Below are 22,532 nucleotides of genomic sequence, written 5' to 3'. Positions count from 1 at the left end.
TGGACTGCTTCGCGCAGTCCAGACAAGCGTTGCGCGTTATTGCTTGAAGTCCGCGCTGCTCAGCGAGTTCACGATCGGATCCGCATAGGGCATCAGCTTGCCGTCCTTCCAGCGAATCCAGACCAGGTCTTTGGCTGTCAGAGCCTCATGGTTGGCCTTGCTGAACGGCTTGTCGTAAGTCTTGAGTACGCCTTGAACCGGTGCTTTCAGATCTTCCAGCGCGACACGTACAGCCGAGCCATCAAAGCTGTTGGCTTGCTTGGCAGCCGCAGCGTAGAGCTGCACCGAGTCGTAGCCATGCAATGCAAAGGAGAACGAGCCGGGCGCCTTGAGTTTGGCCCCGATGCGATCAAACAGCTTCTGCTGGGAAGGTGTACGCGTCTCGCTCACCGTGCGCATGAAGATTGGCTTCTCGGCAAGCGCCTTGCCTGCCGCATCATAGAAAGTGATGTTGTCGGCAGCCCAGGAGGTCAGCACCAAGGGGAAGTAATTTGTCTTCTCCATGCTGCGAACAAGCTGCGCGATGGGCGTCCCCTGAGCCCAGACCACCACAGTGTCCACGTTCGCGGACTTCATCTTGCTCAGCTGAGACGTCATATCGGTATCGCCCACACCGAAGCGCTCAGTCGCTGCAATCTTGATATCTTGCAGCTTCGCGATTTCCTCCATGTCCTTGAGACCGCCCTGGCCATAGCCCGTGGTTTCCGCCATCAGACCGATTACTTTTGACTGGCCAGCATTCTTTTTCACGTAGGCCATCAAGGCCGCTACTTGCTCACGATCCACCATCGAGACTCGGAACATATAGTTGTCCGCACCAGGACTCATGGGCTTGGTGATATCGGTGCCCGAACCCACGTTGCCGATCACAGGGATCTTCTTTTGGTTGGCGATGTGCTTCCAGGCCATCGCATTGCCAGAGTTGGTCGGACCAAAGACCGCAGAGACCTTCTCGCTGTCGATCAATTCGCTCATGTTCTGGATCGACTTTGGAGGCGCAGAGGTATCGTCCCGCGTAACCAGCGTCAGCTTCTTGCCCAGAACGCCGCCTGCAGCGTTGATGTCGGCGATTGCGGCCTCCATGCCCAGAACCGCTGCCTGCCCACTTTGCGCCGATGGGGATGCGGACAAATCTCCGTTGTATCCAAGCTTGATGTCTTGCGCGCTTGCGGTGGCAGCAGCGACAACGCCGGCTGCCAGGATGGCTCGCTTGAAGAGCTTAGGAATACTCATGGCTGTCTCCTTTTTGGAATGGTGAACTCGGTGAGTTCTGGGTTGGAAATCTGGATGGAAACGACTCAAGGACTCAGGAGGCGAGAAACCCGCCATCCACAGGAAGCGTGACCCCCGTCACATAGGAGGCCATGCCGGATGCCAGGAAAACCACGGGACCGACCAATTCTTCGGGCTGGCCGACGCGTGCCATGGGCGTGCGCAGCATGAATTTGTCGAGTCGCTCAGGAGCCTCCCGTGTGTAGGAAGTCATCGGAGTTTCGATGACTCCGGGAGCGATTGCGTTCACCCGAACTCCGTCCTTGGCAAGCTCGACGGCGAGGGCTTGCGTCATGAGTTTGACGGCGCCCTTGGATGGTGAATAGCCCACCACGTTGGGGATTCCAGTGCTCGAGGCAATAGACCCCACATTGATGATCACTCCCCTGGTCTGCTTCAGCGCATCCAGCCATGCATGCGATGGAAGGAAGGATCCCATCACGTTGACATTCAGAGTGCGCTCGAGGTTGGACGCCACCTGGGGGCTGTCCAGCCCCTCGCGAATGATGATGCCCGCGTTATTGACCAGGATGTCGATATTGCCGATTTCAGTGGCCACAGTTTTTGCCAAGGCTTGGCAAGCATCATTGGAGGTCACGTCCAACTTGTACGCGATTGCATCACTGCCAGCGGCCCTGATTTCTGCGGCAACAAGCTTGGCGTTCTCTTCGTTCAAGTCCGTCACGACGACCCGAGCCCCTGCCTTTGCAAGGCCCTTGGCGATAGCCCTGCCATTGCCTTGTCCTGCGCCGGTCACAAGCGCGATGCGTCCATGGAGGACCTTGGGCGCCATGAGTTCAGAGATTTCCATTGCGGTCTTTCTTGGTATGTATTCGATCTATGCTGTTTGGGGTTGCAGGCGCCCAGCAGAGGTCCGATTCGGACTGGCTGTCGGTTCACTTGTTTTCCTTGCGAGCGTCTGACCGACGACATAGCCAAAAGTGAGCGCTGGACCGAGGGTGATGCCTGCGCCTGGGTAGTTGCCGCCCATGATGCTGGCGGCGTCATTGCCAACTGCATACAAGCCCTTGACTGGCTGCCGGTCCTTTGAAAGGACTTGGCAGGACTCATCGGTTGCCAGCCCTGCGAACGTCCCGATTTCACCCACAACTATCTTGATGGCATAGAACGGACCTCTATGGATCGGGGCCATGCAGGGGTTGGGCTTGACCAGCGAGTCGCCCTGATACCGGTTATAGGCGGTGCTTCCCTTGGCAAACTTTGTGTCCACTCCAGACGCGGCATCCCGATTGAAGGCTTCGACCTCTTCTTGGAGGGCGGCGGCTGGAACGCCGATGAGGCTCGCCAGTTCCTGAAGGCTGCTGCCTCGCTTCAAATAGCCGCTTTTGAGATGCTTGCCAATGGGCAGAGGGAATGGAGCTACCGCCCCCAACCCATATTCGCGCAGGTGCTCGTGATCACAGACGAGCCAGCAGGTCACTTCGGCGGACCCTTTGCAAGCTTTCACGAGGTCCTGAATGAAGTCGTGATAAGACATCGCCTCGTTGGTAAATCGCCGCCCCCTTGAAGTCACGGCGATCACACCGGGCTTCGCGCGATCGATGAAGTGCGGCATAACTCCCTGGGTGCCATCCTTGCGCTGGACCACCGAGGTTGGACACCAGGCGGCCGCATTCGGGATGCTGGGATCGACCCAGCCCCCTACGGATTCGCCGAGGCGCAACCCGTCACCGGTGTTCAGCGCAGGGGACGGAGTGAAGTGCTCTCGGCCGGTTGGCGCATGTGGGAACAACTGCTTGCGACGCTCGATGTCGTAGGGAAAGCCACCACAGGCAAGAACGACGCCTCGGCGCACTCGAACTTCTACTGACTTGCCGTCCCGCACCACAGTTGCACCCACGACCGCATCGCCTTCCACGATGAGTTTTTTGACCGGAGCATTCAGCCACACGGGGATGTTCAGGTCCATGCCGGCCTTGGCCAGCCGACCGGCCAGTGCATTGCCGTTGGTCAGCGTCATCCCACGGCCGTACCTGACAACATCCATGAGATGTCCGCCGAAGCGCTTGGCAACATACAAGAATGACTCGAGCGACTTGAAGGCACGCAAGAAGTGCCACAGCTCCTTACCTGATCCAAGCATCATCCCGAAAACCGTCAACTCGGGCACGGGGGGGGCGAGTTTTGAAACATAGGCGCCGAGTTCACGGGCATCGAATGGGCGGGTCACCATGGAGCGGCCACCTGGCTGGCCGCCGGGGGCCTCTGCGTGATAGTCCGGAAACACTGGCGGCATGTCGAATTGCACGCACGTTTTTTCCGTGAAGAAATCAATGGCCTTTGGCCCGTTCTCGATAAAGGCGTCTACGCGCGCGGGATCGAAATGCGTAGTGGTTTCGTGCTGCAGGTATGCCCGTGCCGCCCCTGGGGGTTCGCTGATGCCTTGCTCCCTGGCGAGCTTTGTCCCGGGAATCCACAACCAGCCACCAGACCGGGCCGTGGTGCCCCCATAGACAGGCGCCTTGTCGACAACCAGTACCTTCAACCCCTCGTACGCAGCCGTCACGGCCGCGGACATGCCGGACGCTCCAGTTCCAACTACCAAAACGTCATAGCTCGTTTCCAGCTCACTCATGGTCATCACTCCTTGGACGTAGGGGCCGCTTTTAGCGACCCAATGACGTTAGTATGGTGCTAATGCATTTTTTATAGACTAATGGTTTACCCCAATCAAATGCAATTGAATGGATCAGATACCATGCATCGACTACGGGGACATCTGTGATGGAAGAAATTGACGTGGCCCCAGACAAGGCGCGCCGAGGCATTCAAGCCATAGAGGCTGGTGGGCAGCTGCTTCTTGCGCTGGAGGCCCACGGGCACCCTCTTCCCCTCAAGAAGCTTGCCTGGGCTGCCAACATGGCTCCGGGAAAGGCACACCCCTACTTGGTGAGCCTCTCAAAACTCGGTCTGGTGACTCAAGACGCCTCAACCGGCCACTACTGGCTCGGTCGTACCGCCATGGAACTCGGCCTCCTGACGCTTCGCACCGTCAATCCCTTACGCGAAGCCGCACCGCTTGCGGAACTGCTCGCGCAAGAAACAGGGCACAGCGTTGCACTGTCTGTCTGGGGAAATCAAGGGCCGACGGTGGTATCGCTTTTCGATGCGACCTATCCCCTTCATACCAACATGCGTGTGGGGACGGTGATGTCTCTTGCCGGAACAGCAACAGGGCGCTTGTTCGTGGCCTATCTACCTCGACAACTCATAGAAGAGTCACTGCTGGAGGATGACCGTCGCCTGGGCCCAGATATCGCAAAAACCGTTGAGCCGAGCGAGCTGCAAGATATGCTCAGCTTGGTGCACGAACATGGACTCTCACGTTCCGTGGATATGCCCACAGTGGGGGTCAGCTCGTTTGCAGCCCCGGTTTTCGACTATTCGGGCAATGTTGTGATGGCGGTCACACTCCTGGGGCGTACCCGGTCATTTGACACAGCCTGGAGCGGAAACCAGGCAAAGGCGGCAAGAGCATGCGGCTCAGCGATCTCCACGCGCCTCGGGAGCCTCCGGCGCGGCGCCTGAGTGCAGAGCAAAAAAATGAACAGACGGAAACAAAAGCCCCATGGCTCCCGATTCAGCGCCGTATTGCGCCTGGTCACAGACATCCTAATGCATAAGCACTAGACTAAAAATTCATCTATGGCAAACGAGACCGCCAAATTTAACTCCAAGGACAAGACCATGGGCGCACTTGATGAAGACGGCAATGAAGGTGGTTCCGAGAAGGAGCGCCGAGGAATTCAGTCTATTGAAGCCGGCGGTCAGTTGCTTCTCGCACTGGGTGCGCAAGGTCGCCCGTTGCCGTTGAGAGAACTGGCGCGAGCTGCCGACATGGCTCCAGGAAAGGCGCACCCCTATCTCGTGAGCTTTGCCAAGTTGGGGCTTGTGACCCAGGAAGCCTCGACGGGGTTCTATTGGCTAGGCCCCACGGCAATGCAACTAGGCCTTGTGACCCTCCGCATGCTCAATCCAGTACGCGAAGCCACTCCCTTCGCCGAGCAGCTGGCGCGGGAAACTGGGCACAGCGTCGGATTGTCCGTCTGGGGAAATCAAGGCCCGACGATGGTCTTCCTCTTTGACGCCATCTATCCGCTGCACACCAACATCCGTACTGGAACGGTAATGTCCCTTGCCGGTACTGCGACTGGTCGATTGTTCGCCGCATACCTTCCCGCGAAACTGATCGAAGAGTCGTTGCTGGAAGACGAGCGGCGCTTAGGGCCGGACATTGCGAAACCCGTCGACACGGAAGAACTGCAGAGAATGTTGATCGAGGTGCGCAAGCATGGGGTATCGCGCTCGGTCAACAACCCCACCCCTGGTGTTTGCTCCTTTGCCGCGCCCGTCTTTGACTATTCAGGCAACATCGTCCTGGGCGTCACGCTCATGGGGCGCTCAAGGTCTTTTGACACGGACTGGAATGGCACCCAAGCCACAGCCGTGCGCGCATGCGGCCAAGAGGTATCCAAACGCCTAGGCGGACCTTCAAGAGCCTCTCTGGATCCGCGCTGACATCCATTGGCCGGGATGGCCTGCCGCTGGCGAGGTTCACCTACGCCTTCCTGAATCCGAGCCTCTGCGAGATAGCGAGGGCACAAGTGCGCAGGGCCACGGCCATCGGACCATTCCAATCAGGGTCAAAGGTACCCGTAGGGCCCATCATCGTGATAGTCAGGGCAATCGCGCCGGAGTAGTCAAAGACTGGTGCCGAGAACGAAACAATCCCCGGCGTTGGATGATTCACCCCTCGCGACATTCCCCGCGCCCTCACCTCCTCGATCAGATCCTCAACCGCCTTGCCATCAAGCGGATGGGCAATGTCAGGGCCCAAACGGATGTAGTCATCCTGAAGCATCCGGTCGATCAATGGCCTTTGCAAATAAGCTGAATACACCCTGCCGGTTGCTGTATTGGCCAGCGACATCACCGTTCCGGTACGGATGTTGGTGTTGATCGGGTACGCAGCGTCGATCAGGCGAACGATGACGGGCCCGAGGTTTCCCCAGACCGCGATCGCAACCGTGTGCCCGGTTTCAGCAGCCAACGCCTCCGCCATGGGCGTCGCTTCGCGAATGGGATTGAGAGTCTGCAGCCCGGTGAGCCCCAATTGGATCGCCATAGGTCCCAGCAAGTACTGACCAGTTACGGGGTCCTGTGCCACGAGCCCGATCTTCCCAAAGCTCACCAAGTAGGGATGGATCTTCCCGGAAGGCATGCTGACAGCCTTGGTCAGGTCCCTGAGGGCCATAGGCCTTGGCTCAGAAGCCAACACCTTCAGTATTTCCCCCCCCACCTCTATTGACTGGATTCCACGGCGCTCACGGCCACTAGGGTGCGACGGACTCAAATCGTCATCTTGCGGGGCAGTCAGTTTCATAGGGCGAAATCATAGGCCCAATCAGACAGGCAGGCGAAATTCAACAATGACTAACGCACTTGCATAGGGTAAATACTAGTTATAGTTTAGCGAGCTAGATAAATACTAGCGTCTGACAGCGCGGAGTGCGTGATTCACATCCGCCAACTCGGCGCATCCGCCCTTTTTCACTCGGAGACAAACATGAGAAACCTTCTGACAGCACGTCGACTGGCCCTTGCGGCAGTTGCATTCGTTTCACTGGCAGCCGCAGCGCAAGACATCAAGCTGGGGTTCAACGGTGACCTGTCTGCCTCGCCATCTGCACAAAGCGGGGCGGCAGGCGTGCTCGGAATTCGCGCCGCTATTGACGACATCAACGCTGCAGGGGGCGTGCTTGGCCGCAAGCTCACACTGGTGATCCGTGACGATCAATCCCAGCCACCCAAATCGATCCAGAACATGAGCGAGTTGATCGACAACGAGAAGGTGGTAGCCGTGCTTGGCCCCACCAACTCTGGGAACGCGATGGCCTGGAAACACATTCCCAATCAGAAAAAAGTTGTCTCCATGGGCATGATCGGCGGCGGAACCGACATCACCAAACCGATGAGCCCGGGTGCTGAAAACTACATGTTCCGCGTCTCCATCGTTGACAGGGAGCAGGTGGTGGGTTTGATGGCCTATGCGAAAAAAGCGGGAGCCAAGAAGCTCGGCCTGGTGGCGGAGACCACGGGTTATGGCCAAGGTGGGCTCAAGGACATGACCGAGATCGCAAAGCTGCAAGGCCTGGATGTCGTTGCCACGGAGAGATTCGCTGTTGGTGACACAGATATGACCTCACAGCTGAGCAAACTCAAAGCAGCAGGTGTGGACACGCTCGTGGTTTGGGCTCAGGGAACGCCCACTGGCCAGCTGGTCCGCAGCATGGAGAAGGTCAACTATTTCCCGAATGTCCTGTCATCCTGGGCCGCAGACAACATCACGTTTTATGACGCGGCGGGCCAAGCCTTGGCCGAAAAGCCAATTTTCATGCGCACCATGGTTGATGCCGTCGCCCCCAAGCAGAAGGCCCTCTTTGAGCGCACCAAGGACAAATTGGCCGCAGCAAGTGCATTTCCGTTCGTCGCCCATGGATACGACGCAACGCTGCTGCTGGTAGCCGCCATCAAGCAAGCGGGCTCCACCGACGGAGCAAAGATGCGCGAGGCACTGGAAAACCTGCAAGCGCCGATCGATGGCATCAAGAAGACTTATGAACGCCCCTTCTCGCCGACAAGTCATGAAGCACTGACCGCTAGCGACTTCGCTTTCGTCAAATGGACAGGGGGCAAGCTCACTCAGGTGAACGATGCAACGACCAAGTTGCTGCAATCGCCTGATTTCAAGCGCTAGATGCCGTCGCAGGCCCCATCGGCAGCTGCTTTGCTGGGGCCTCCGCCTTCGATTGGCTTATCGCGCCTAGGCGCGATGCCACTGGAATTCAGTCCCCCGCAGAAGCACCCAATGAACATCCTCGAACTTCGGCCCGACATGTCAGGGCATGAGATACAGGCACTCAAGTTTGCCTACGAGCCTTCGCCCGACCAGCGCAATGAGCATCCTACGCACCACCCTGTCGTTGTCATCGGCGCTGGGCCAGTGGGTCTCAGCCTCGCCATAGACCTCGCTCAACGCGGACAGAAGGTCCTGCTGCTGGACAACGATGATCGGCTGTCGAACGGATCGCGCGCCATCTGCTTTGCCAAGCGCACACTGGAAATTTGGGATCGATTGGGCGTGGGCGACGCCTGCGTCGACAAGGGCGTCTCGTGGAATGTGGGCAGGCTGTTCCGCGGTAGCGAGCAGGTATACCAATTCGACCTGCTGCCGGAACAGGGCCACGAACGCCCCGCCTTTATCAATCTTCAACAGTACTACGCAGAAGCGTACCTGCTGCAACGAGCAACCGCGCTTCCCAATTTGGAAATCCGCTGGAAGAACGCTGTGGTCGCCTTGGATCAGATAGAGGGCGAAAACGGAAAAGTCATTGTGGGAGTCGATACGCCAGATGGCCCGTATCAAGCGACTTCCGACTATGTCGTCGCGTGTGATGGTGGACGGTCCAGCGTTCGCGCGCTCATGGGTCTTGAGAGCAAGGGGCAGGTATTCCAGGACCGGTTCCTGATCGCCGATGTCAAGATGACTGCGGACTTCCCCGCCGAACGCTGGTTCTGGTTTGACCCACCTTTCCATCCGAACCAGAGCGTCCTTCTACATCGCCAACCCGACAACGTCTGGCGAATCGATTTCCAGCTCGGGTGGGATGCAGATCCAGACGAAGAGAAGAAGTTGGAGCGAATCACTCCGCGCATCAACGCAATGATGCGTCAGGCGCTTGGCCGACAAGTCCCCTTCGAACTGGAATGGGCGAGCGTTTACACGTTTGTTTGTCTACGCATGGAGCGCTTTCGTCATGGCAGAGTGATCTTTGCAGGAGACAGCGCCCACGGAGTTTCGCCGTTCGGAGCCCGCGGCGCGAACTCTGGCATTCAGGATGCGGAGAATCTCGCCTGGAAACTGGACGCTGTCCTCAAAGGGAAAGCGACAGCGCTGGCGGCTGAGGCCCTCCTGGACAGCTACGGCACCGAACGTGAATACGCCGCAGACGAGAACCTGCTGAACTCAACCCGCGCCACCGACTTCATCACCCCAAAAAGCGAAATCAGCAAGCAGTTTCGCGATGCGACCCTTGATCTCGCAACCGAATTTCCATTCGCGCGCCAACTGGTCAACAGCGGGAGACTGTCTGTTCCGGCTACTTTGGAGACCTCGCCTCTGAACACTCCAGACAGCGAGAAATTCGACTCGCCGATCCGTCCGGGTGCCCCTGCCGCAGATGCCCCGATAACCCACGCAGGAAAGACAGAATGGTTTCTGCGGCAATTGGGTCAAGACTTCACATTGGTGGTCTATTCGAATGAAATACCTGCCGACCTCGCGCAAACTGAAGTTGACAAGGTACTGGTGGTGACCGGAGTGACATCACTGCAGGACGGTCCAGGTCTCAGGGTGATCTGCGACAACGAAGGTCTGTTCGCCCGCCGCTACGACGCGCGCCCTGGCAACGCATGGTTGATGCGCCCCGACCAGCATGTATGCGCGCGCTGGCGTGCACCTCGAGCCGCAGACGTCGGGGCCGCATTGCTGCGAGCTCTCGGAAGCCCCATCCAGGACTGATATGAATCTCATCACGACACCGAACTTCGAAGCCGCGGACGAATTCTATGAAAGTTTGATAGAGACGCATCGCGAGCTCGACCTGACGCAGAGCCACGAACTAAACATAAAGCTCGTGCTACTGCTCGCTAACCATGTAGGAAAGCGTGATGTATTGTCGGCCGCACTGACCGCGGCGCGACGCAACACCTGCGCTGAAAAACCATAGGCCAGCGCGATGCGGGGGAAATGGGGTGAAGGTGACCTGCACCGGCCAGGATGGTTGAGGAACTGTTCATCAGCGAGCCCGCGCCGGTCGCCATGCGGGGTTGTCCACAACGAGCTACCGGGAACCGCCCAAGATGACCGAGGCAGCTGCCTGGCTGAGCGCGCGCATCGTCGAGCTGGTCTACCAGCGCCGGCGCTGACTAAAACAAATAAAGTTCGTCGGGGTAGGCTCGCATAAGTCATTGATTTCTATGGGTTGGCGAGTCAGCCCGAAGTTTGTCGGAAACGATAACGAAGGCAGCCGGGCCTGCACAACTGCAAACAAAGTTCGTCGGGACTATCAATGCGCAGTGAACTGAAGAAGCCTTCCACCGAATCGGCAGCAATTCAACACATGCGCTTTGCTCTCGCACGCGCAAGAATTCGTAGCGCCCCACTCTGATTTAGGCGCATACGCATCATTGCAGGACTGATTTTGTAGCGGGCTGCGGCCTCTTCAACAGATTCACCGCTTGCTGCGACTGACATTGCGGCGGCCTTTGGAACCAGGAGAAAGCCAGACAAACAAGTTGCCTCATCCTCCAAAACCTGGTCGTAGTGACGACCGCCGGATTCATTTGTCAGCCCACTGGGCGGATGGTCGAGTACCGCATGCGAAAGCTCATGCGCGAGGTCACTTTGTTGTCGCGTGGGAGCATGGGAGTCGTTGTACACAATGGCCCTTCTACGACCCATGTAGAGCGTGATGGCTGAAAACGGGCTCTTAGTTGCGCCGGTCAAGTGCCGGTAGTTGGCCACATCCATTTCTTCAGCCAGTGCACTCAAAGGCATGACAGGTATTTCCAAGTGCCCCGCCAACTGGAACATGTCCAGGGGCGCAGATGCCTGTAACTGGAGTTCCATCCGGAACTCAACAGCGTATCTGTCTGCCTCTGCCTTAAACCCCCGCCGAAGTGCTACCGCCAAGATCTATCTCCTCCTTAGGATCTGGTGCATTTCCAAGGCGACGGTACGCCACAGTCAACACGTCTTGTATTGCTCTGATCGAGTCTTCGTTCAGGTTGGGATCCGCTCTTAGAAGCGCCATCATCTTTGGCAAGACAGTGGTATCGCGCGCCTTCAGATCTTCGTCGGTCACGAAGTCAGCTGGGTTCAGTTGAGCCCAAGCAGACAGCATAGTCAGACTGTCCGCGTCCGGGTGCTTGCCTTGGCCCATCCTGGTTAGCGTCGAAGCGCTCACCTTGCTCTGGTCTGCGAGCTTCTTCCACGAAAAGTTCTTCGCTTTCCTGATGTCGTCGAGTGCTGCGTAGAACCCCTCACAGTCGAAGTGTCCTCGGTTTGCGGCCATGCGGCCCTCCTATTGCTATATCGCAAAATTTTATGCGAATCTGCATGTTTGAGTGTTGCTATATAGCAATTCAATATGCTAACTTGGCGCCATCTCAACTCAGGAGAAGCCGCCATGGCAAAAAATGCCCCTCTCGGTGACAACGCACGCGTTGGTGCAGTTCGCCAACGTTCGCAGGTCCACAACCCCGTGACAGACACGTGGGTTAAGCGCAATGCGGCCGATGGCCGATTCATGGATCAAAAGCAAGACGGCACGCCGTTCAAAGGTGTCCGCAAGGAGTCCGGGAAGTCGTAGCCGGGCAAAAAAAGCCCCTCATGCGCAGGGGCGTCGATTTCACAATCCGTCAAACCTCAAGGAGGAAGTGCAATGAAATTCGAACTGTATAAAGATGCGCGTGGTGAATGGCGCTGGCGCCTGGTTTCCATAAATGGAAGAACCATTGCAGATAGTGGGCAGGGCTACTCGCAAAAAGATGATGCCCTCAATGGCATCAGCTTGGTGAAAGCAACGACCGCATCCACGCCCGTCTACGAAAAGTAGTTTGGTGCACTTTGGTCAAGCCCTTCAGACAGTGAAGGCCTCACACACGTTTGTGTGTAGGCCCACCTTTCGAGCTTGGCCGATCACCACTACATGCTTTGGGATGCATGCGATCAGCGGACCTTGCCTGCACTGGAGAATCCAAGATGAATCTGAACCATCTGCGCCTTTACCTCAATCTTTTTGCAGCTCCTGGCATTTGCGTATTTGGAGGTGTAGCAGCCCGCTTCGTTGGGCGCGAATTCGCTGCCATACCAATGCTCGCTGGTCTGGTGAGCCTCACGAGCTTGGTCTCCACAGCTGCATTTTTGGTCGCGATGGCTTTCTTCGCGCGGAGTTGCTGGCGCCTGTACCAAGCAGAGGCTGGCATAGGCGAGGCCTGCCACTGGTGTGGATCCCCAGTCGCCTATGTGGACGATGGCCGATACGGACCGTACTTCAAATGCTTGGCCTGCAGTACGAACAGAGCGGCCCGGTGAGGTGAAAACCAGATCCTGATGGCTTTTTGAAACACGAGAGATCCCAACGCCCCCCCGAAAAATCTTGTTCTAAAGGAGTTTCTTGATGAGCACCGTCACCATCAAATGTTCATGCGGCAGCGAGAAATTTGAAATGCCGTCGAATCCAAGAGCCACCGATAGCATCAAATGCTCAAAGTGTGACGCAACAGGAAAGTATGGTGATGTCATGAAGGCTGCCACCACGCAGGCTAAACAAGCAATCGAGAAGCAACTCAAAGATGCACTAAAGAGAGCGGGCTTCAAATGAGCTCCCAAGCTCAAGTAACCACTTTTGACATTGACTGTATATCTCGCCCCAACTGAATGTTGATCGAGTGTTCACAGCAGTAGGTGTCGTACGCGGCTCACTAAGATGAGTGCATCACTGCCCCCTAGGCTAACCCTACAGTCGGGGCGCCACATCGACCTCACGCCAACGCGAATCCCAACCTCATGAAAAAGAATCCATTTCCAAAACCACTGCGTGCATTTTTTGCAGGATTGCTATTGCCAGTTTCGATGGCGATTGCCGTGCTTGTCATTTGGCAAGCTATTGTGGGCGGCCATGAAGTTGGCGAAGCCGTGCTGACTGGAAGGCTTACCCCCGCGCAGGGCATAGTGGTACTGGTGCTCATGGCTAGCCTCCTGAGCTGGTATGCCGTGAGAGCGATGCGTGGTGGCGCGCTAGCTGTTCGGTTTACCTAACCTGCTTGAACGGTCTTGTGTCGTTACCAGCCTGTTGCTGCGCGAGCCTAGGGGCTAAAGCGCACAGAATCACCCGCCGGATTGCCCAAGTCGATAGTGCCGCTGTCTGCATCTCGCTTCCGCAATCTCGGCAGTATGCCTAAGATCCCTGAGACGAAGCTCAAAACTAGTCCGCCCCAATGTGCTCGCTTGCAGCGACCAACGCTCGACTTACCACCGTCTTGTTTGTTGATCCATAGCCCGCAGCGACAAGCCGGTCTAGTGCTTCACTGGCTTCGGGATCCAGGTCGACCAACAAACGTCGCCCACCAGATCCGCCCAAACGAACAAGGTAGGCCTTAGCGCGCTTGGTGCTGTTTACCTCACCAACTGGAACCTTTGATTTTTCAGCCATCACAGCACCCTATTTCTTTGATCGGTCATCAAGAGACCCCATAAAACCAGCCGCCGCGTCGAGCATTCCATTCAGGGTTCGTGGCTTACGGGTCTTCTGTAACTTGATGACCTGCGCAATCGGCTCGGGCTTGGGATTTGCGGCTTTGTTGATGTAGGCAATGGCGTCGCGCTCTTGCCTGTTCATAGATGCCTGGATCGTTCTGAGAGCCACAGTCGCCTGTCTCGCTGCACGAAGCTGATCTTCGAAAACCTCAGCTTCAGCCTGTATTTCTGGTCCATCGAATGGGCACAGGAGATCTTTTCGGAGGCCTTTTTTCTGCCCTGCGTGCGCTATGAGGAAATTAACATCATCTCGTGCAGCCGCGTACCTCACCGAATTAAAAGCTTGGCGCACATGTGCCCACGACGCCCTAGTCGAACCCGAGTTCCGAGCCATCCAATAGCTGAGGACGAGCAGATTCACAAGCAGCCGCTTCAGCCCCGCACAGAGATTCCATAGCTCGACCCGATGGTCCAAAAGGGAAAAGCTCACCGCTTCATCCAGCACAACCTGATATGCAGACAGCAGTGCAGCCCAGTCCTCTGAGACGGGAGGGTCCGGCAAAAGCACAACTGGTCGGCTAAGCAGCCGCTGTGTGGCTTCAGGAGGGCGGCTGCGCAGCTTCCATCCCAACGAGTAGTTAGCTATAACAAACCAAGGCACCTGCAGTTCGGCAAGTGCAAGGAGGGTCCTTGTAATGAGCGTGCTGGCACCAGCTGATTGAGCCATGAACTGTGTTTCATCGCCACCGAACAGGCACACGCCGGACACCCGCATCCAGCGGGCACACTCCCATCCCAACTCTTCTTGGCCAATCTTGACCTTGCCCTCCGCAGTCCCCGGGCTTGCAAAAGTACGCAGTACCGCAGAAACACTGGCCTTCTTTCCGACCACACAGTCGACGTAGTCGATGAGTGGAACCGGAGGGTGAGCAGCATCCAGACTGATTTTCCTGTTCCCCTCCAGTATCCTTTGAATCGCCAGCCGAAGTCGCGTCTTACCGACACCCGCCAGGCCGGTGATGAAGGAAGGCGGCGTCCCATCACCCGGTGCAACGCCTGAGTACGCAGCAGCCAACGCCGCACCAGGCCTTCTGTACACGACCTTCGAGTGAGACAGTGCCCGCTCTATTTCGGCGCGAATGGCTTTTTCCAGCTGCACCGAGACCAACAGCACCTCTTTCAGTCCACACTCCAATTTCTGGCAGGCCTCCTCCACTCCAACCGACATGAGTTCCTCGACGGGAGAACCATATGATTCAGCGCGTTGCTTGATCACGCCTGGGGCGAGTGCATCTTCGTAGCGGCGCGCATAAAGGGATGAGTCAGCCAGGGTCATGCTGCCTTCCTCCCTTCAACGCTTTGCCTAGCCTCTTCATGCTCCAGGCGAGCGGTAGCAGTGCCACGCTTGGGCCGCCCAGCGACGCGACTCCCTGACTTCAGCTCCATTCCTGTCTGCTCCAGGTAATCCTCATTCAGCAGGTGCTTTTTTGCGGCGCGATGCCTGCGTTCCATCGCCTCCCAAGTTTTCTGAAACTTGGCGTACTCGACCGCTTCGGCGAGGGACATGTGTTTCGTCTCTTTGTCGACTGGAACGTCGTAACGGACATCCAACTCAATCAGCTTGCAATTCCAATCAAACCAGACATGGCGGATACAAGCAGCCAGTACAAAGACGTTGACGGCCACTTCTTGCCCGCCTGCTACCGACGACTGAGCTTTCTCAAACTCAGGAGTTTTTGAATGGTAATTGCGGCCGGCCAACACAATCCCCCCGCGCGTCAGCTTGGCTGGAACCACATCCAGGTACGCGCGAACCGCATCCTCAAATCCGATCTGAACCGCATTGTTACGCCCGACAGAGTCGAGCGCTTCCCAAACGCCGTTTGGCGTCAAGCGAGTAACTCGCGGCGCGAGATCAGGGTCCACACGGTTTGCAACGATCACGGTCTCATTGAACTGGAGAGCCAGCCCAAACTCACGACGTGCAAGCTCGATGGTCTTCTGATCTGATCGCCTGAACGACGGTGCCTCATCGTCATGGCGTTTCTTTGGGTTTGATGTCTCAACCAATGCCTTGCTTTGCCCCGCATAGGAAGGGGCAATTTCACGGATAACCGGTTGAAAGTCTTCAATCCTTGATAGCGCTCCCGCAGTCGCCCCGGCGCCACGATCCGTGATGTCATAGGGCGATACTCCCTTCGCAGAATCGGTAACCCGAGATGTACTGGCAGCGCAAGCACCGGTTGTTTCCGGCGATGGCAGCGCGTCGGCACCATGAGAGCAGGCTATGGCTGGAGGAGCAGCTGGGCCAAGGGGATCCCCAGAACACGGTGGTGGTCACCCACCATGCACCGCACCCGCTGTCGATTCCCGAGGACTTTGCAGGGCACCCGCTCTCACCTTGCTATGCGAGTGACCTGGAGGCGCTGATGGGACGGGCCGGCACCTGGATCCACGGGCATATCCATGACAGTGTGGACTACCAGGTGCGGGGGACTCGGGTGGTCTCCAACCCAAGGGGGTACAGGCTCGGGGGCGGAGGGATGGAGAACCTGGAGTTCAGGGAGAATTTCAGCGTGGATGTGAACCTATAGCGCCCACCCATTCCTTATGAGCGCCCTCCACTGTGATTGCCTAGAAAGGCTTGTTCAAACTAATTTCATAATCCGATAAATCCCCGACGAACTTTATTCATATCCGACGAACTTTATTTCTTGCAGTCAGCGCTTCGACCAACACCCCGCACTCACTCCACCGTCACGCTCTTCGCGAGGTTCCTGGGCTTGTCCACATCCGTCCCCCGCGCGCAGGCCGTGTGATACGCCAGCAGCTGCAGCGGCACCACGTGCAGCAGCGGGCTCAAGGGCCCGTAGTGCTCGGGCATGCGGATCACGTGGATGCCCTCGCTGCTCTCGATGCGGGTGTCGGCATCGGCCAGCACGTAGAGCACGCCCGCGCGGGCGCGCACTTCCTGCATGTTGCTCTTGAGCTTTTCCAGCAGCGCATCGTTGGGGGCCACGGTGACCACGGGCATGGCGCTGGTGACCAGGGCCAGGGGGCCGTGCTTGAGTTCGCCCGCCGGGTAGGCCTCGGCGTGGATGTAGCTGATTTCCTTGAGCTTGAGCGCACCTTCGAGCGCGATGGGATAGTGCAGGCCCCGGCCCAGGAAGAGCGCGTTCTCCATGCGCGCGAAGTCCTCGGCCCAGCTGATGAGCTGCGGCTCCAGCGCCAGCACGGCCTGCAGGGCCACGGGCAGGTGGCGCATGGCCTTGAGGTGGGCGGTTTCCTGCGCTTCGGTCAGGCGCCCCTTGGATTGGGCCAGTGCCAGCGTCAGCAGGAACAGGCCGGCCAGCTGCGTGGTGAAGGCCTTGGTGCTGGCCACGCCGATCTCCACGCCCGCGCGCGTGATGTAGGCCAGCTTGCATTCACGCACCATGGCGCTGGTGGCCACGTTGCAGATGGTGAGCGTGTGCGCCATGCCCAGGCTTTGTGCATGGCGCAGGGCGGCCAGGGTATCGGCGGTTTCTCCGCTCTGGCTGATGGTGACGACCAGCGTGCGCGGGTTGGGCACGCTGGTGCGGTAGCGGTACTCGCTGGCCACCTCGACCTGGGTGGGAATGCCGGCGATCTCCTCGAGCCAGTACTTGGCCGTGCAGCCGCTGTAGTAGCTGGTGCCGCAAGCCAGGATCAACACGCTGTCGATCTCCTTGAACACGCGCCAGGCGGCAGCGCCGGGCTGGCCGTGCTGGCCCGCGCCATCGAACAGCTCGGGCACGATGCCCTCCACGCCTTCGAGCGTGTCGGCGATGGCGCGCGGCTGTTCGAAGATTTCCTTTTGCATGTAGTGGCGGTAGGGGCCCAGCTCGGCCGCGCCGCTGTGGGCCAGCACGGTGCGCACGGGGCGCTGCGCCGGGGTGAGCGCCTCGCGGCCCTTGCCCACGATCCAGTAGCGGCCCAGCTGCAGGTCCACCAGGTCGCCCTCTTCCAGGTACACGATCTGGTCGGTGACGCCCGCCAGGGCCATGGCGTCGCTGGCCAGGAAGTGTTCTGAGCCATCCTTGCCCACGCCCAGGATCAGTGGCGAACCCGCGCGTGCGCCCACCACGCGGTGGGGTTCGTCCTTGTGCATCACGGCGATGGCGTAGGCGCCATGCAACTGGGCAACCGTGGCCTGCACGGCATCGAACAGGTCGCCGCTGTAGTGGCTGTCCACCAGGTGGGCGATGACCTCGGTGTCGGTCTGGCTGGTGAACACGTAGCCGCGCGCCTGCAAGGCGGCGCGCAGCTCCTCGTGGTTCTCGATGATGCCGTTGTGCACCAGCGCCACGCGGCCCGGGGTGCCCGCCGCATCGCCCGCGCCGTGGCTGAAATGGGGGTGGGCGTTGTGCACTTCCGGTGCCCCGTGCGTGGCCCAGCGGGTGTGGGCGATGCCGGTGGCGCCATCCACATGGTCGGCCTGCACCTGTTCAAGCAGTTCGGCCACGCGGGCCGTGCTGCGCGCGCGCTGCAGGCCGGCGGGGCGCGCCGCGTCCAGGCTGGAGGCGTGCACGGCCACGCCGCAAGAGTCATAGCCCCGGTATTCGAGCCGCTGCAGGCCCTGCACGAGGATGGGAACGATGTTGCGCGTGGAGACCGCGCCGACGATGCCGCACATGGTGGTTGCCCTGGTTGGAAAGCGATGGGGGCGATGGTAGGCGGCACAGCAAGAAATTAATGATTGATATTCATCTTATTTTGAACTTTAATTTCATCACCAATCATTGATGAAATTTTCAATCAATTTTCCTTGAAAAATGGAATCCATAGCACTCGACCTGGTGGATCTGCAGCTGCTCAACCTCCTGCAAACCGACGCCGCGCAAAGCAACCAGTCCCTGGCCGAGCGGGTGCATGTCTCCCCGCCCACCTGCCTGCGCCGAGTCAAGCGCCTGCAGGATGCCGGGCTCATCGAGCGGCAGGTCGCCATCCTGCAGCCCGACCGGCTGGCCGCCCTCCAGGGCCACGGGCTGGCGTGCATCGTCGAGGTGTCGCTGGACCGGCAGGGGGCCGAGCAGCTCGACGCGTTCGAGGCCCGCGCGGTGGCGGACGCCGCCGTGCAGCAGTGCTGGCGGGTTTCGCCGGGGCCGGACTTCGTGCTGGTGGTGCACACACGGGACATGCCCGGCTACCTGGCGCTGTCGCAGCGGCTTTTCACCGGCAACGCCAATGTGCGCAACGTCAAGGCTTTTTTCGCCACCCGCAGGGCAAAATTTGATACAAAAGTGCCGCTATCGGTGGATTGACAAGCGCTATAAGCTATATTTTTCATAGCAACCGCCTGCTTGGCGCATCCCCCGCCAGTTCCCCCGCTGGGCGCCATGCCTTGCTGGCCTCTTGCCCCGCGGCAAGGTAAGCTGCCCCAGACTTCCACCCTCCAGCCCGCCGGGCTTCGCGCGGTACCGCATGCCGGCGGGTCCGCCAGAGGCACACCAGGACCCATGCCCACACCCGAACGCCAGATGCCCCGCCGTATCTACCCGCTCCGGGTCCTGGGCATGGGGCTGGGCGGGATGGTGGTGGGTGTGGTGCTGTGGGAGCGCCAGGCCTCGTTCCCGGCCTGGGCGGCGCTGGTGCTGGCCGCCCTCGTCTGGCCCCATGCGGCCTACCTGCTCGCGCGGCGCAGCGCCGACCCCTACCGCGCTGAAATCCGCAACCTGCTTGCCGACTCGGCCATGACGGCCGCGCTGGTGCCGCTGATGCACTTCAACCTGCTGCCCAGCGCGCTGCTGGTCACGCTGACGATGGTGGACAAGATCACCACCGGCATCGGCGGGCTCTGGGCCCGGTCCATCCCGGTGATGCTCGCGGCCGGTGTGGCCAGCGCGGTGGCCACCGGCATGCACTGGGCGCCCGAGACCTCCATGCGGGTGATCGTGGCGTGCCTGCCGGTGATGATGCTGCATACGCTGTCGGTCAGCGTGGTGAGCTACCGGCTGATCCGCAAGACCGCGCGGCAGAACCAGCAGCTGGACGAGCTGCGCCGCGTGGACTCGCTGACCGGCCTGTACCGGCGCGGCCACTGGGAGGAACAGGCCGAGGCCGCATTGCGCCACCACCACGCGACCGGCGAACCGGCCTGCATGCTGATGATGGACATCGACCACTTCAAGCACATCAACGACGCCCACGGCCACACCGTGGGCGATGAGGCGCTGCGGGCGCTGGCCCATGTGGTGCGGGGCAATGTGCGCGCTGGCGACTGCGCGGGCCGCTACGGCGGCGACGAGTTCGCCATCATCCTGCCCGGGCTGCAGGCCCGGGACGCGATGGCCATCGCCCAGCGCATCCGCGAGCAGACCGAGGGCACGCGCCTGCGCAACCTGCCGCAGCTGCGCTTTACCAGCAGCATCGGCGTGGCGCCTGCCCAGCGCGGCCACGCCAGCGTGCGCGAATGGACCGATGCGGCCGACGCCGCGCTCTACGCCGCCAAGAACGCCGGGCGCAACCGCGTCTCGGGCGGCCCGGACGCTGCCGCGCCACTGGTGCCCGCCGCGTAGCGCCGGGCCCGCGGCCTGCCCACGGACAACCGCGGCCTCAGGCGCGCGATGGCGCGGCAACGGCAGCAACAGCCGCCGAGCCCGGCCACGCCACCCGCACCGTGCAACCCGCCCCGGGCAATGCGGTGGCCGTGATGGCGCCCCCGTGGCGCTGCGCGATGGCCTGGCACAGCGCCAGCCCCGCGCCCACGCCCTCGAACTCGCTCTCGCGGTGCAGGCGATGGAACACGCCGAACAGGCCGTCGGCGCGCGCAGGATCGAAGCCCGTGCCGTTGTCCTGCACGGTGAACACGACCTGCCCCGCCTGCGCCGCCGCGGGGTCGGATTCGGCCTGCACCGCGATGCACGGCCGCGCGCTGTGGCGCGTGAACTTGAGGGCATTGCCCAGCAATTGCACCAGCAGCTCCTGCAGCAGGGCGGGGTCGGCCTGCAGCGTGGGCAGGCGGGTGGCATCCGCGGTGCGCCAGTCGATGGCGCGGCCCGCCTCGGCGGAGGCCAGGGCGGCACGCGCCCGGACCACGGCGTCCGCCAGCGGCACCGGCTGCAGGTTCAGCGGCGCCCGCTGGGCACGCGCCATCGCGAGCAGGCCGTCGATCATCATCCCCATGCGCCGCGCGGACTGGTCCATGGTGCCCAGAAAACGCAGCGCCTCCTGCACCGCAGCCGACTGCGCGACGTCCGGCGGCAGGTCGCCCAGCACCTCGCGCACCAGCGTGCCGTACGAGGTCACGTGCCGCAGCGGCGCGCGCAGGTCGTGCGAGACGGCGCGCAGAAACTCTTCCTGCGCCGCCGCCATGCCGGCCACCTGCTGCTGGCTGCGTGCCAGCTCGGCGCGCAACAGCTGCAGCTCCTGCCCGGCGGTGGCGTCGGAGGGTGTCATGGCCTGGGCAGCTTGGCGGGGCGCGCCCAGTTGGCAATGCTCACCTGCTTGCCGCGCGCCACGCTGAGGGCGCCCGGGGCCGTGCTCTTGGTGATGGTGCTGCCGCCTCCCACGGTGCCGCCCGCGCCAATGGTGACGGGCGCCACCAGCACGCAGTTGCTGCCCACGTGCACGTCGGCCTCGATCACCGTGCGGTGCTTGTTGGCGCCGTCGTAGTTGGCGGTGATGGCGCCCGCGCCATAGTTCACGCGCTCGCCCACCGTGGCATCGCCCAGGTAGGCCAGGTGGTTGGCCTTGGCGCCGTCGGCCAAGGTGCTGTTCTTCACCTCGACGAAGTTGCCGATGTGCACTTCGCGGCCCAGCTGCGCGCCGGGGCGCAGGCGGGCGAACGGGCCGATCAGCGCACCCTCGCCCACCGTGGCGCCTGCCTTTTCGCCGTCGATGTGGGTGAAGGGATGGACCACCGCGCCCGCAGCGATGCGCGCGTTGGCGATGCAGCAGTGGGCGCCGATGCTCACGCCCTCGCCCAGCTCCACGCGGCCGGTGAAGACGCAGTTCACGTCGATCTCCACGTCCTGCCCGCACACCAGCTCGCCGCGCGCGCCGGTGCGGGTGTCGTCGCGCACATCGAACCGCGCGGGGTCGGCCAGGCGCACGCCCTGCTCCATCAAGGCCCGGGCTTGGCGCAACTGGTGCGCACGCTCCAGCTCGGCCAGCTGCAGCGGGCTGTTCACGCCCGCCACCTGCAGCGCATCGGTGATGCGGTGGGCCGCCACGGGCACGCCATCGGCCACGGCCATCGCGACGATGTCGGTGAGGTAGTACTCGCCCTGCGCGTTGTCATTGGTCAGGCGGGCCAGCCAGCCGCGCAGCAGGCGCGCGGGCACGGCCATGATGCCGCTGTAGACCTCGGTGATGGCGCGCTGGGCCTCGCTCGCGTCCTTGTGTTCGACGATGCCCCGCACCCGGCCCTGGCCATCGCGCACGATGCGGCCGTAGCCCGTGGGATCGGGCAGCGTGACGGTGAGCAGCGCGAGCTGCCCGCCGGCCGAGGCCGCGACAAGCGCGCGCAGTGTGTCGGCCTGCGTGAGCGGCACGTCCCCCGACAGCACGACCGCCGTGCCGTCGTCGCGCAGGTGCGGCACGGCCTGCAGCACCGCGTGGCCGGTGCCGAGCTGGGGTTCCTGGCGCACGAATTTCACATCCAAAGTGCCCCCAGCGCTTGCTGCACCTGCGCTGGCAGCTTCCACTTCTGTAGCACCATGGCCGGTGATGACGATGGCGCTGCGCGCCTGCAGGTGCGCCGCCTGGTCGAGCACGTGGTGCAGCAGCGGGCGCCCGGCCAGGCGCTGCAGCACCTTGGGAAGCCGGCTTTTCATGCGCGTGCCCTTGCCGGCCGCCATGATGAGGATGTCGAGTTGCGTCATGGATCTTCTGGGGGAGATTCGATACCGGGCGGGAAGCCCCGCGCAGGCTGGGCCACGATTATCGGGTGCGCCCG

At 60.7% G+C, this 22,532-nt stretch carries 22 protein-coding genes; 11 read left to right on the top strand and 11 right to left on the bottom strand.

Annotation, left to right across the window (positions count from 1 at the left end):
* Positions 1-36: 36 nt before the first annotated feature.
* The 3 genes from AC1RVY_RS13740 to AC1RVY_RS13730 all read right to left on the bottom strand — a co-directional run bounded on the left by AC1RVY_RS13740 (position 37) and on the right by AC1RVY_RS13730 (position 3,868).
* Complete coding sequence (locus AC1RVY_RS13740; protein WP_218339808.1) at positions 37-1,233, bottom strand: ABC transporter substrate-binding protein; 1,197 nt, start codon at positions 1,231-1,233, stop codon at positions 37-39.
* Positions 1,234-1,306: 73 nt separating this feature from the next.
* Positions 1,307-2,083, bottom strand: a complete 777-nt coding sequence (locus AC1RVY_RS13735; protein WP_255594778.1) for an SDR family NAD(P)-dependent oxidoreductase — start codon at positions 2,081-2,083, stop codon at positions 1,307-1,309.
* 27 nt (positions 2,084-2,110) lie between these two features.
* Positions 2,111-3,868: an FAD-dependent oxidoreductase gene (locus tag AC1RVY_RS13730; RefSeq protein ID WP_218296217.1), complete on the bottom strand. Its 1,758-nt coding sequence runs from the start codon at positions 3,866-3,868 to the stop codon at positions 2,111-2,113.
* Positions 3,869-4,017: 149 nt separating this feature from the next.
* On the opposite strand from AC1RVY_RS13730, the gene AC1RVY_RS13725 reads away from it, so the two are divergent.
* Together AC1RVY_RS13725 and AC1RVY_RS13720 are read left to right on the top strand one after the other, a co-directional pair.
* A complete protein-coding gene (locus tag AC1RVY_RS13725) occupies positions 4,018-4,821 on the top strand; it encodes an IclR family transcriptional regulator (RefSeq protein ID WP_218296218.1) in 804 nt (267 codons plus the stop codon).
* A gap of 159 nt (positions 4,822-4,980) precedes the next feature.
* Entirely contained in the window at positions 4,981-5,811 is an 831-nt protein-coding gene (locus AC1RVY_RS13720) for an IclR family transcriptional regulator (protein WP_218296328.1), read from the top strand.
* A 40-nt stretch (positions 5,812-5,851) separates the two neighbouring features.
* Here the strand turns inward: AC1RVY_RS13720 and AC1RVY_RS13715 are convergent, their stop codons facing one another.
* Positions 5,852-6,676 (bottom strand): IclR family transcriptional regulator, encoded by an 825-nt coding sequence (locus AC1RVY_RS13715; protein WP_218296219.1) that lies wholly within the window; start codon positions 6,674-6,676, stop codon positions 5,852-5,854.
* A 183-nt stretch (positions 6,677-6,859) separates the two neighbouring features.
* Here AC1RVY_RS13715 and AC1RVY_RS13710 point away from each other — a divergent pair, with 183 nt between their 5' ends.
* The 3 genes from AC1RVY_RS13710 to AC1RVY_RS13700 all read left to right on the top strand — a co-directional run bounded on the left by AC1RVY_RS13710 (position 6,860) and on the right by AC1RVY_RS13700 (position 10,082).
* On the top strand, positions 6,860-8,050 hold the full coding sequence (locus tag AC1RVY_RS13710; protein WP_218296220.1) for an ABC transporter substrate-binding protein: 1,191 nt from the start codon (positions 6,860-6,862) through the stop codon (positions 8,048-8,050).
* 111 nt (positions 8,051-8,161) lie between these two features.
* Entirely contained in the window at positions 8,162-9,874 is a 1,713-nt protein-coding gene (locus AC1RVY_RS13705) for an FAD-dependent oxidoreductase (RefSeq protein ID WP_218296221.1), read from the top strand.
* A gap of 1 nt (position 9,875) precedes the next feature.
* Positions 9,876-10,082, top strand: coding sequence for a DUF2783 domain-containing protein (locus tag AC1RVY_RS13700; RefSeq protein WP_218296222.1), 207 nt, complete (start codon positions 9,876-9,878; stop codon positions 10,080-10,082).
* A gap of 386 nt (positions 10,083-10,468) precedes the next feature.
* Here the strand turns inward: AC1RVY_RS13700 and AC1RVY_RS13695 are convergent, their stop codons facing one another.
* Entirely contained in the window at positions 10,469-10,984 is a 516-nt protein-coding gene (locus tag AC1RVY_RS13695) for an ImmA/IrrE family metallo-endopeptidase (protein ID WP_492806855.1), read from the bottom strand.
* A gap of 34 nt (positions 10,985-11,018) precedes the next feature.
* A complete protein-coding gene (locus AC1RVY_RS13690; protein WP_057271550.1) occupies positions 11,019-11,429 on the bottom strand; it encodes a helix-turn-helix domain-containing protein in 411 nt (136 codons plus the stop codon).
* Between the two features lie 369 nt (positions 11,430-11,798).
* Between AC1RVY_RS13690 and AC1RVY_RS13685 the strand changes: the two genes are divergently transcribed.
* From AC1RVY_RS13685 to AC1RVY_RS13675, 3 genes are all read left to right on the top strand, one after another.
* The gene (locus AC1RVY_RS13685) at positions 11,799-11,972 is read left to right on the top strand and encodes a YegP family protein (protein WP_492806854.1); all 174 of its coding nucleotides are present in this window, start codon (positions 11,799-11,801) and stop codon (positions 11,970-11,972) included.
* Positions 11,973-12,536: 564 nt separating this feature from the next.
* A complete protein-coding gene (locus tag AC1RVY_RS13680; protein WP_492806853.1) occupies positions 12,537-12,740 on the top strand; it encodes an ECs_2282 family putative zinc-binding protein in 204 nt (67 codons plus the stop codon).
* Between the two features lie 185 nt (positions 12,741-12,925).
* Positions 12,926-13,177: a hypothetical protein gene (locus tag AC1RVY_RS13675; RefSeq protein ID WP_492806852.1), complete on the top strand. Its 252-nt coding sequence runs from the start codon at positions 12,926-12,928 to the stop codon at positions 13,175-13,177.
* A 403-nt stretch (positions 13,178-13,580) separates the two neighbouring features.
* Here AC1RVY_RS13675 and AC1RVY_RS13670 read toward each other — a convergent pair whose 3' ends face one another.
* A complete protein-coding gene (locus tag AC1RVY_RS13670) occupies positions 13,581-14,951 on the bottom strand; it encodes a hypothetical protein (protein ID WP_492806851.1) in 1,371 nt (456 codons plus the stop codon).
* On the bottom strand, positions 14,948-15,685 hold the full coding sequence (locus AC1RVY_RS13665; RefSeq protein ID WP_492806850.1) for a hypothetical protein: 738 nt from the start codon (positions 15,683-15,685) through the stop codon (positions 14,948-14,950). Before AC1RVY_RS13665 ends, AC1RVY_RS13670 begins: the two co-directional genes overlap by 4 nt.
* 149 nt (positions 15,686-15,834) lie before the next feature.
* Here AC1RVY_RS13665 and AC1RVY_RS13660 point away from each other — a divergent pair, with 149 nt between their 5' ends.
* Entirely contained in the window at positions 15,835-16,209 is a 375-nt protein-coding gene (locus AC1RVY_RS13660) for a hypothetical protein (protein WP_492806849.1), read from the top strand.
* A 152-nt stretch (positions 16,210-16,361) separates the two neighbouring features.
* Here AC1RVY_RS13660 and glmS read toward each other — a convergent pair whose 3' ends face one another.
* Positions 16,362-18,269: a glutamine--fructose-6-phosphate transaminase (isomerizing) gene (glmS, locus tag AC1RVY_RS13655; protein WP_369643442.1), complete on the bottom strand. Its 1,908-nt coding sequence runs from the start codon at positions 18,267-18,269 to the stop codon at positions 16,362-16,364.
* 139 nt (positions 18,270-18,408) lie between these two features.
* Here glmS and AC1RVY_RS13650 point away from each other — a divergent pair, with 139 nt between their 5' ends.
* A complete protein-coding gene (locus tag AC1RVY_RS13650) occupies positions 18,409-18,897 on the top strand; it encodes an Lrp/AsnC family transcriptional regulator (RefSeq protein WP_492806848.1) in 489 nt (162 codons plus the stop codon).
* A gap of 195 nt (positions 18,898-19,092) precedes the next feature.
* Positions 19,093-20,151 (top strand): diguanylate cyclase, encoded by a 1,059-nt coding sequence (locus AC1RVY_RS13645; protein ID WP_492806847.1) that lies wholly within the window; start codon positions 19,093-19,095, stop codon positions 20,149-20,151.
* A 37-nt stretch (positions 20,152-20,188) separates the two neighbouring features.
* Here AC1RVY_RS13645 and AC1RVY_RS13640 read toward each other — a convergent pair whose 3' ends face one another.
* Positions 20,189-21,031, bottom strand: a complete 843-nt coding sequence (locus AC1RVY_RS13640) for a sensor histidine kinase (protein WP_218296226.1) — start codon at positions 21,029-21,031, stop codon at positions 20,189-20,191.
* A complete protein-coding gene (glmU, locus tag AC1RVY_RS13635; protein WP_492244651.1) occupies positions 21,028-22,458 on the bottom strand; it encodes a bifunctional UDP-N-acetylglucosamine diphosphorylase/glucosamine-1-phosphate N-acetyltransferase GlmU in 1,431 nt (476 codons plus the stop codon). Before glmU ends, AC1RVY_RS13640 begins: the two co-directional genes overlap by 4 nt.
* Between the last annotated feature and the right edge of the window lie 74 nt (positions 22,459-22,532).

Source organism: Acidovorax sp. GW821-FHT11A03 (assembly GCF_058809075.1).
Note: the sequence above shows the minus strand (reverse complement) of the source record. Positions and strands in the feature narration are given on the sequence as shown.

Coding starts and splice junctions, on each gene's coding strand:
- AC1RVY_RS13740 (WP_218339808.1), bottom strand. CDS start 1,233: ATGAGTATTCCTAAGCTCTTCAAGCGAGCCATCCTGGCAGCCGGCGTT.
- AC1RVY_RS13735 (WP_255594778.1), bottom strand. CDS start 2,083: ATGGAAATCTCTGAACTCATGGCGCCCAAGGTCCTCCATGGACGCATC.
- AC1RVY_RS13730 (WP_218296217.1), bottom strand. CDS start 3,868: ATGAGTGAGCTGGAAACGAGCTATGACGTTTTGGTAGTTGGAACTGGA.
- AC1RVY_RS13725 (WP_218296218.1), top strand. CDS start 4,018: ATGGAAGAAATTGACGTGGCCCCAGACAAGGCGCGCCGAGGCATTCAA.
- AC1RVY_RS13720 (WP_218296328.1), top strand. CDS start 4,981: ATGGGCGCACTTGATGAAGACGGCAATGAAGGTGGTTCCGAGAAGGAG.
- AC1RVY_RS13715 (WP_218296219.1), bottom strand. CDS start 6,676: ATGAAACTGACTGCCCCGCAAGATGACGATTTGAGTCCGTCGCACCCT.
- AC1RVY_RS13710 (WP_218296220.1), top strand. CDS start 6,860: ATGAGAAACCTTCTGACAGCACGTCGACTGGCCCTTGCGGCAGTTGCA.
- AC1RVY_RS13705 (WP_218296221.1), top strand. CDS start 8,162: ATGAACATCCTCGAACTTCGGCCCGACATGTCAGGGCATGAGATACAG.
- AC1RVY_RS13700 (WP_218296222.1), top strand. CDS start 9,876: ATGAATCTCATCACGACACCGAACTTCGAAGCCGCGGACGAATTCTAT.
- AC1RVY_RS13695 (WP_492806855.1), bottom strand. CDS start 10,984: ATGGAACTCCAGTTACAGGCATCTGCGCCCCTGGACATGTTCCAGTTG.
- AC1RVY_RS13690 (WP_057271550.1), bottom strand. CDS start 11,429: ATGGCCGCAAACCGAGGACACTTCGACTGTGAGGGGTTCTACGCAGCA.
- AC1RVY_RS13685 (WP_492806854.1), top strand. CDS start 11,799: ATGAAATTCGAACTGTATAAAGATGCGCGTGGTGAATGGCGCTGGCGC.
- AC1RVY_RS13680 (WP_492806853.1), top strand. CDS start 12,537: ATGAGCACCGTCACCATCAAATGTTCATGCGGCAGCGAGAAATTTGAA.
- AC1RVY_RS13675 (WP_492806852.1), top strand. CDS start 12,926: ATGAAAAAGAATCCATTTCCAAAACCACTGCGTGCATTTTTTGCAGGA.
- AC1RVY_RS13670 (WP_492806851.1), bottom strand. CDS start 14,951: ATGACCCTGGCTGACTCATCCCTTTATGCGCGCCGCTACGAAGATGCA.
- AC1RVY_RS13660 (WP_492806849.1), top strand. CDS start 15,835: ATGTACTGGCAGCGCAAGCACCGGTTGTTTCCGGCGATGGCAGCGCGT.
- glmS (WP_369643442.1), bottom strand. CDS start 18,269: ATGTGCGGCATCGTCGGCGCGGTCTCCACGCGCAACATCGTTCCCATC.
- AC1RVY_RS13650 (WP_492806848.1), top strand. CDS start 18,409: ATGGAATCCATAGCACTCGACCTGGTGGATCTGCAGCTGCTCAACCTC.
- AC1RVY_RS13645 (WP_492806847.1), top strand. CDS start 19,093: ATGCCCACACCCGAACGCCAGATGCCCCGCCGTATCTACCCGCTCCGG.
- AC1RVY_RS13640 (WP_218296226.1), bottom strand. CDS start 21,031: ATGACACCCTCCGACGCCACCGCCGGGCAGGAGCTGCAGCTGTTGCGC.
- glmU (WP_492244651.1), bottom strand. CDS start 22,458: ATGACGCAACTCGACATCCTCATCATGGCGGCCGGCAAGGGCACGCGC.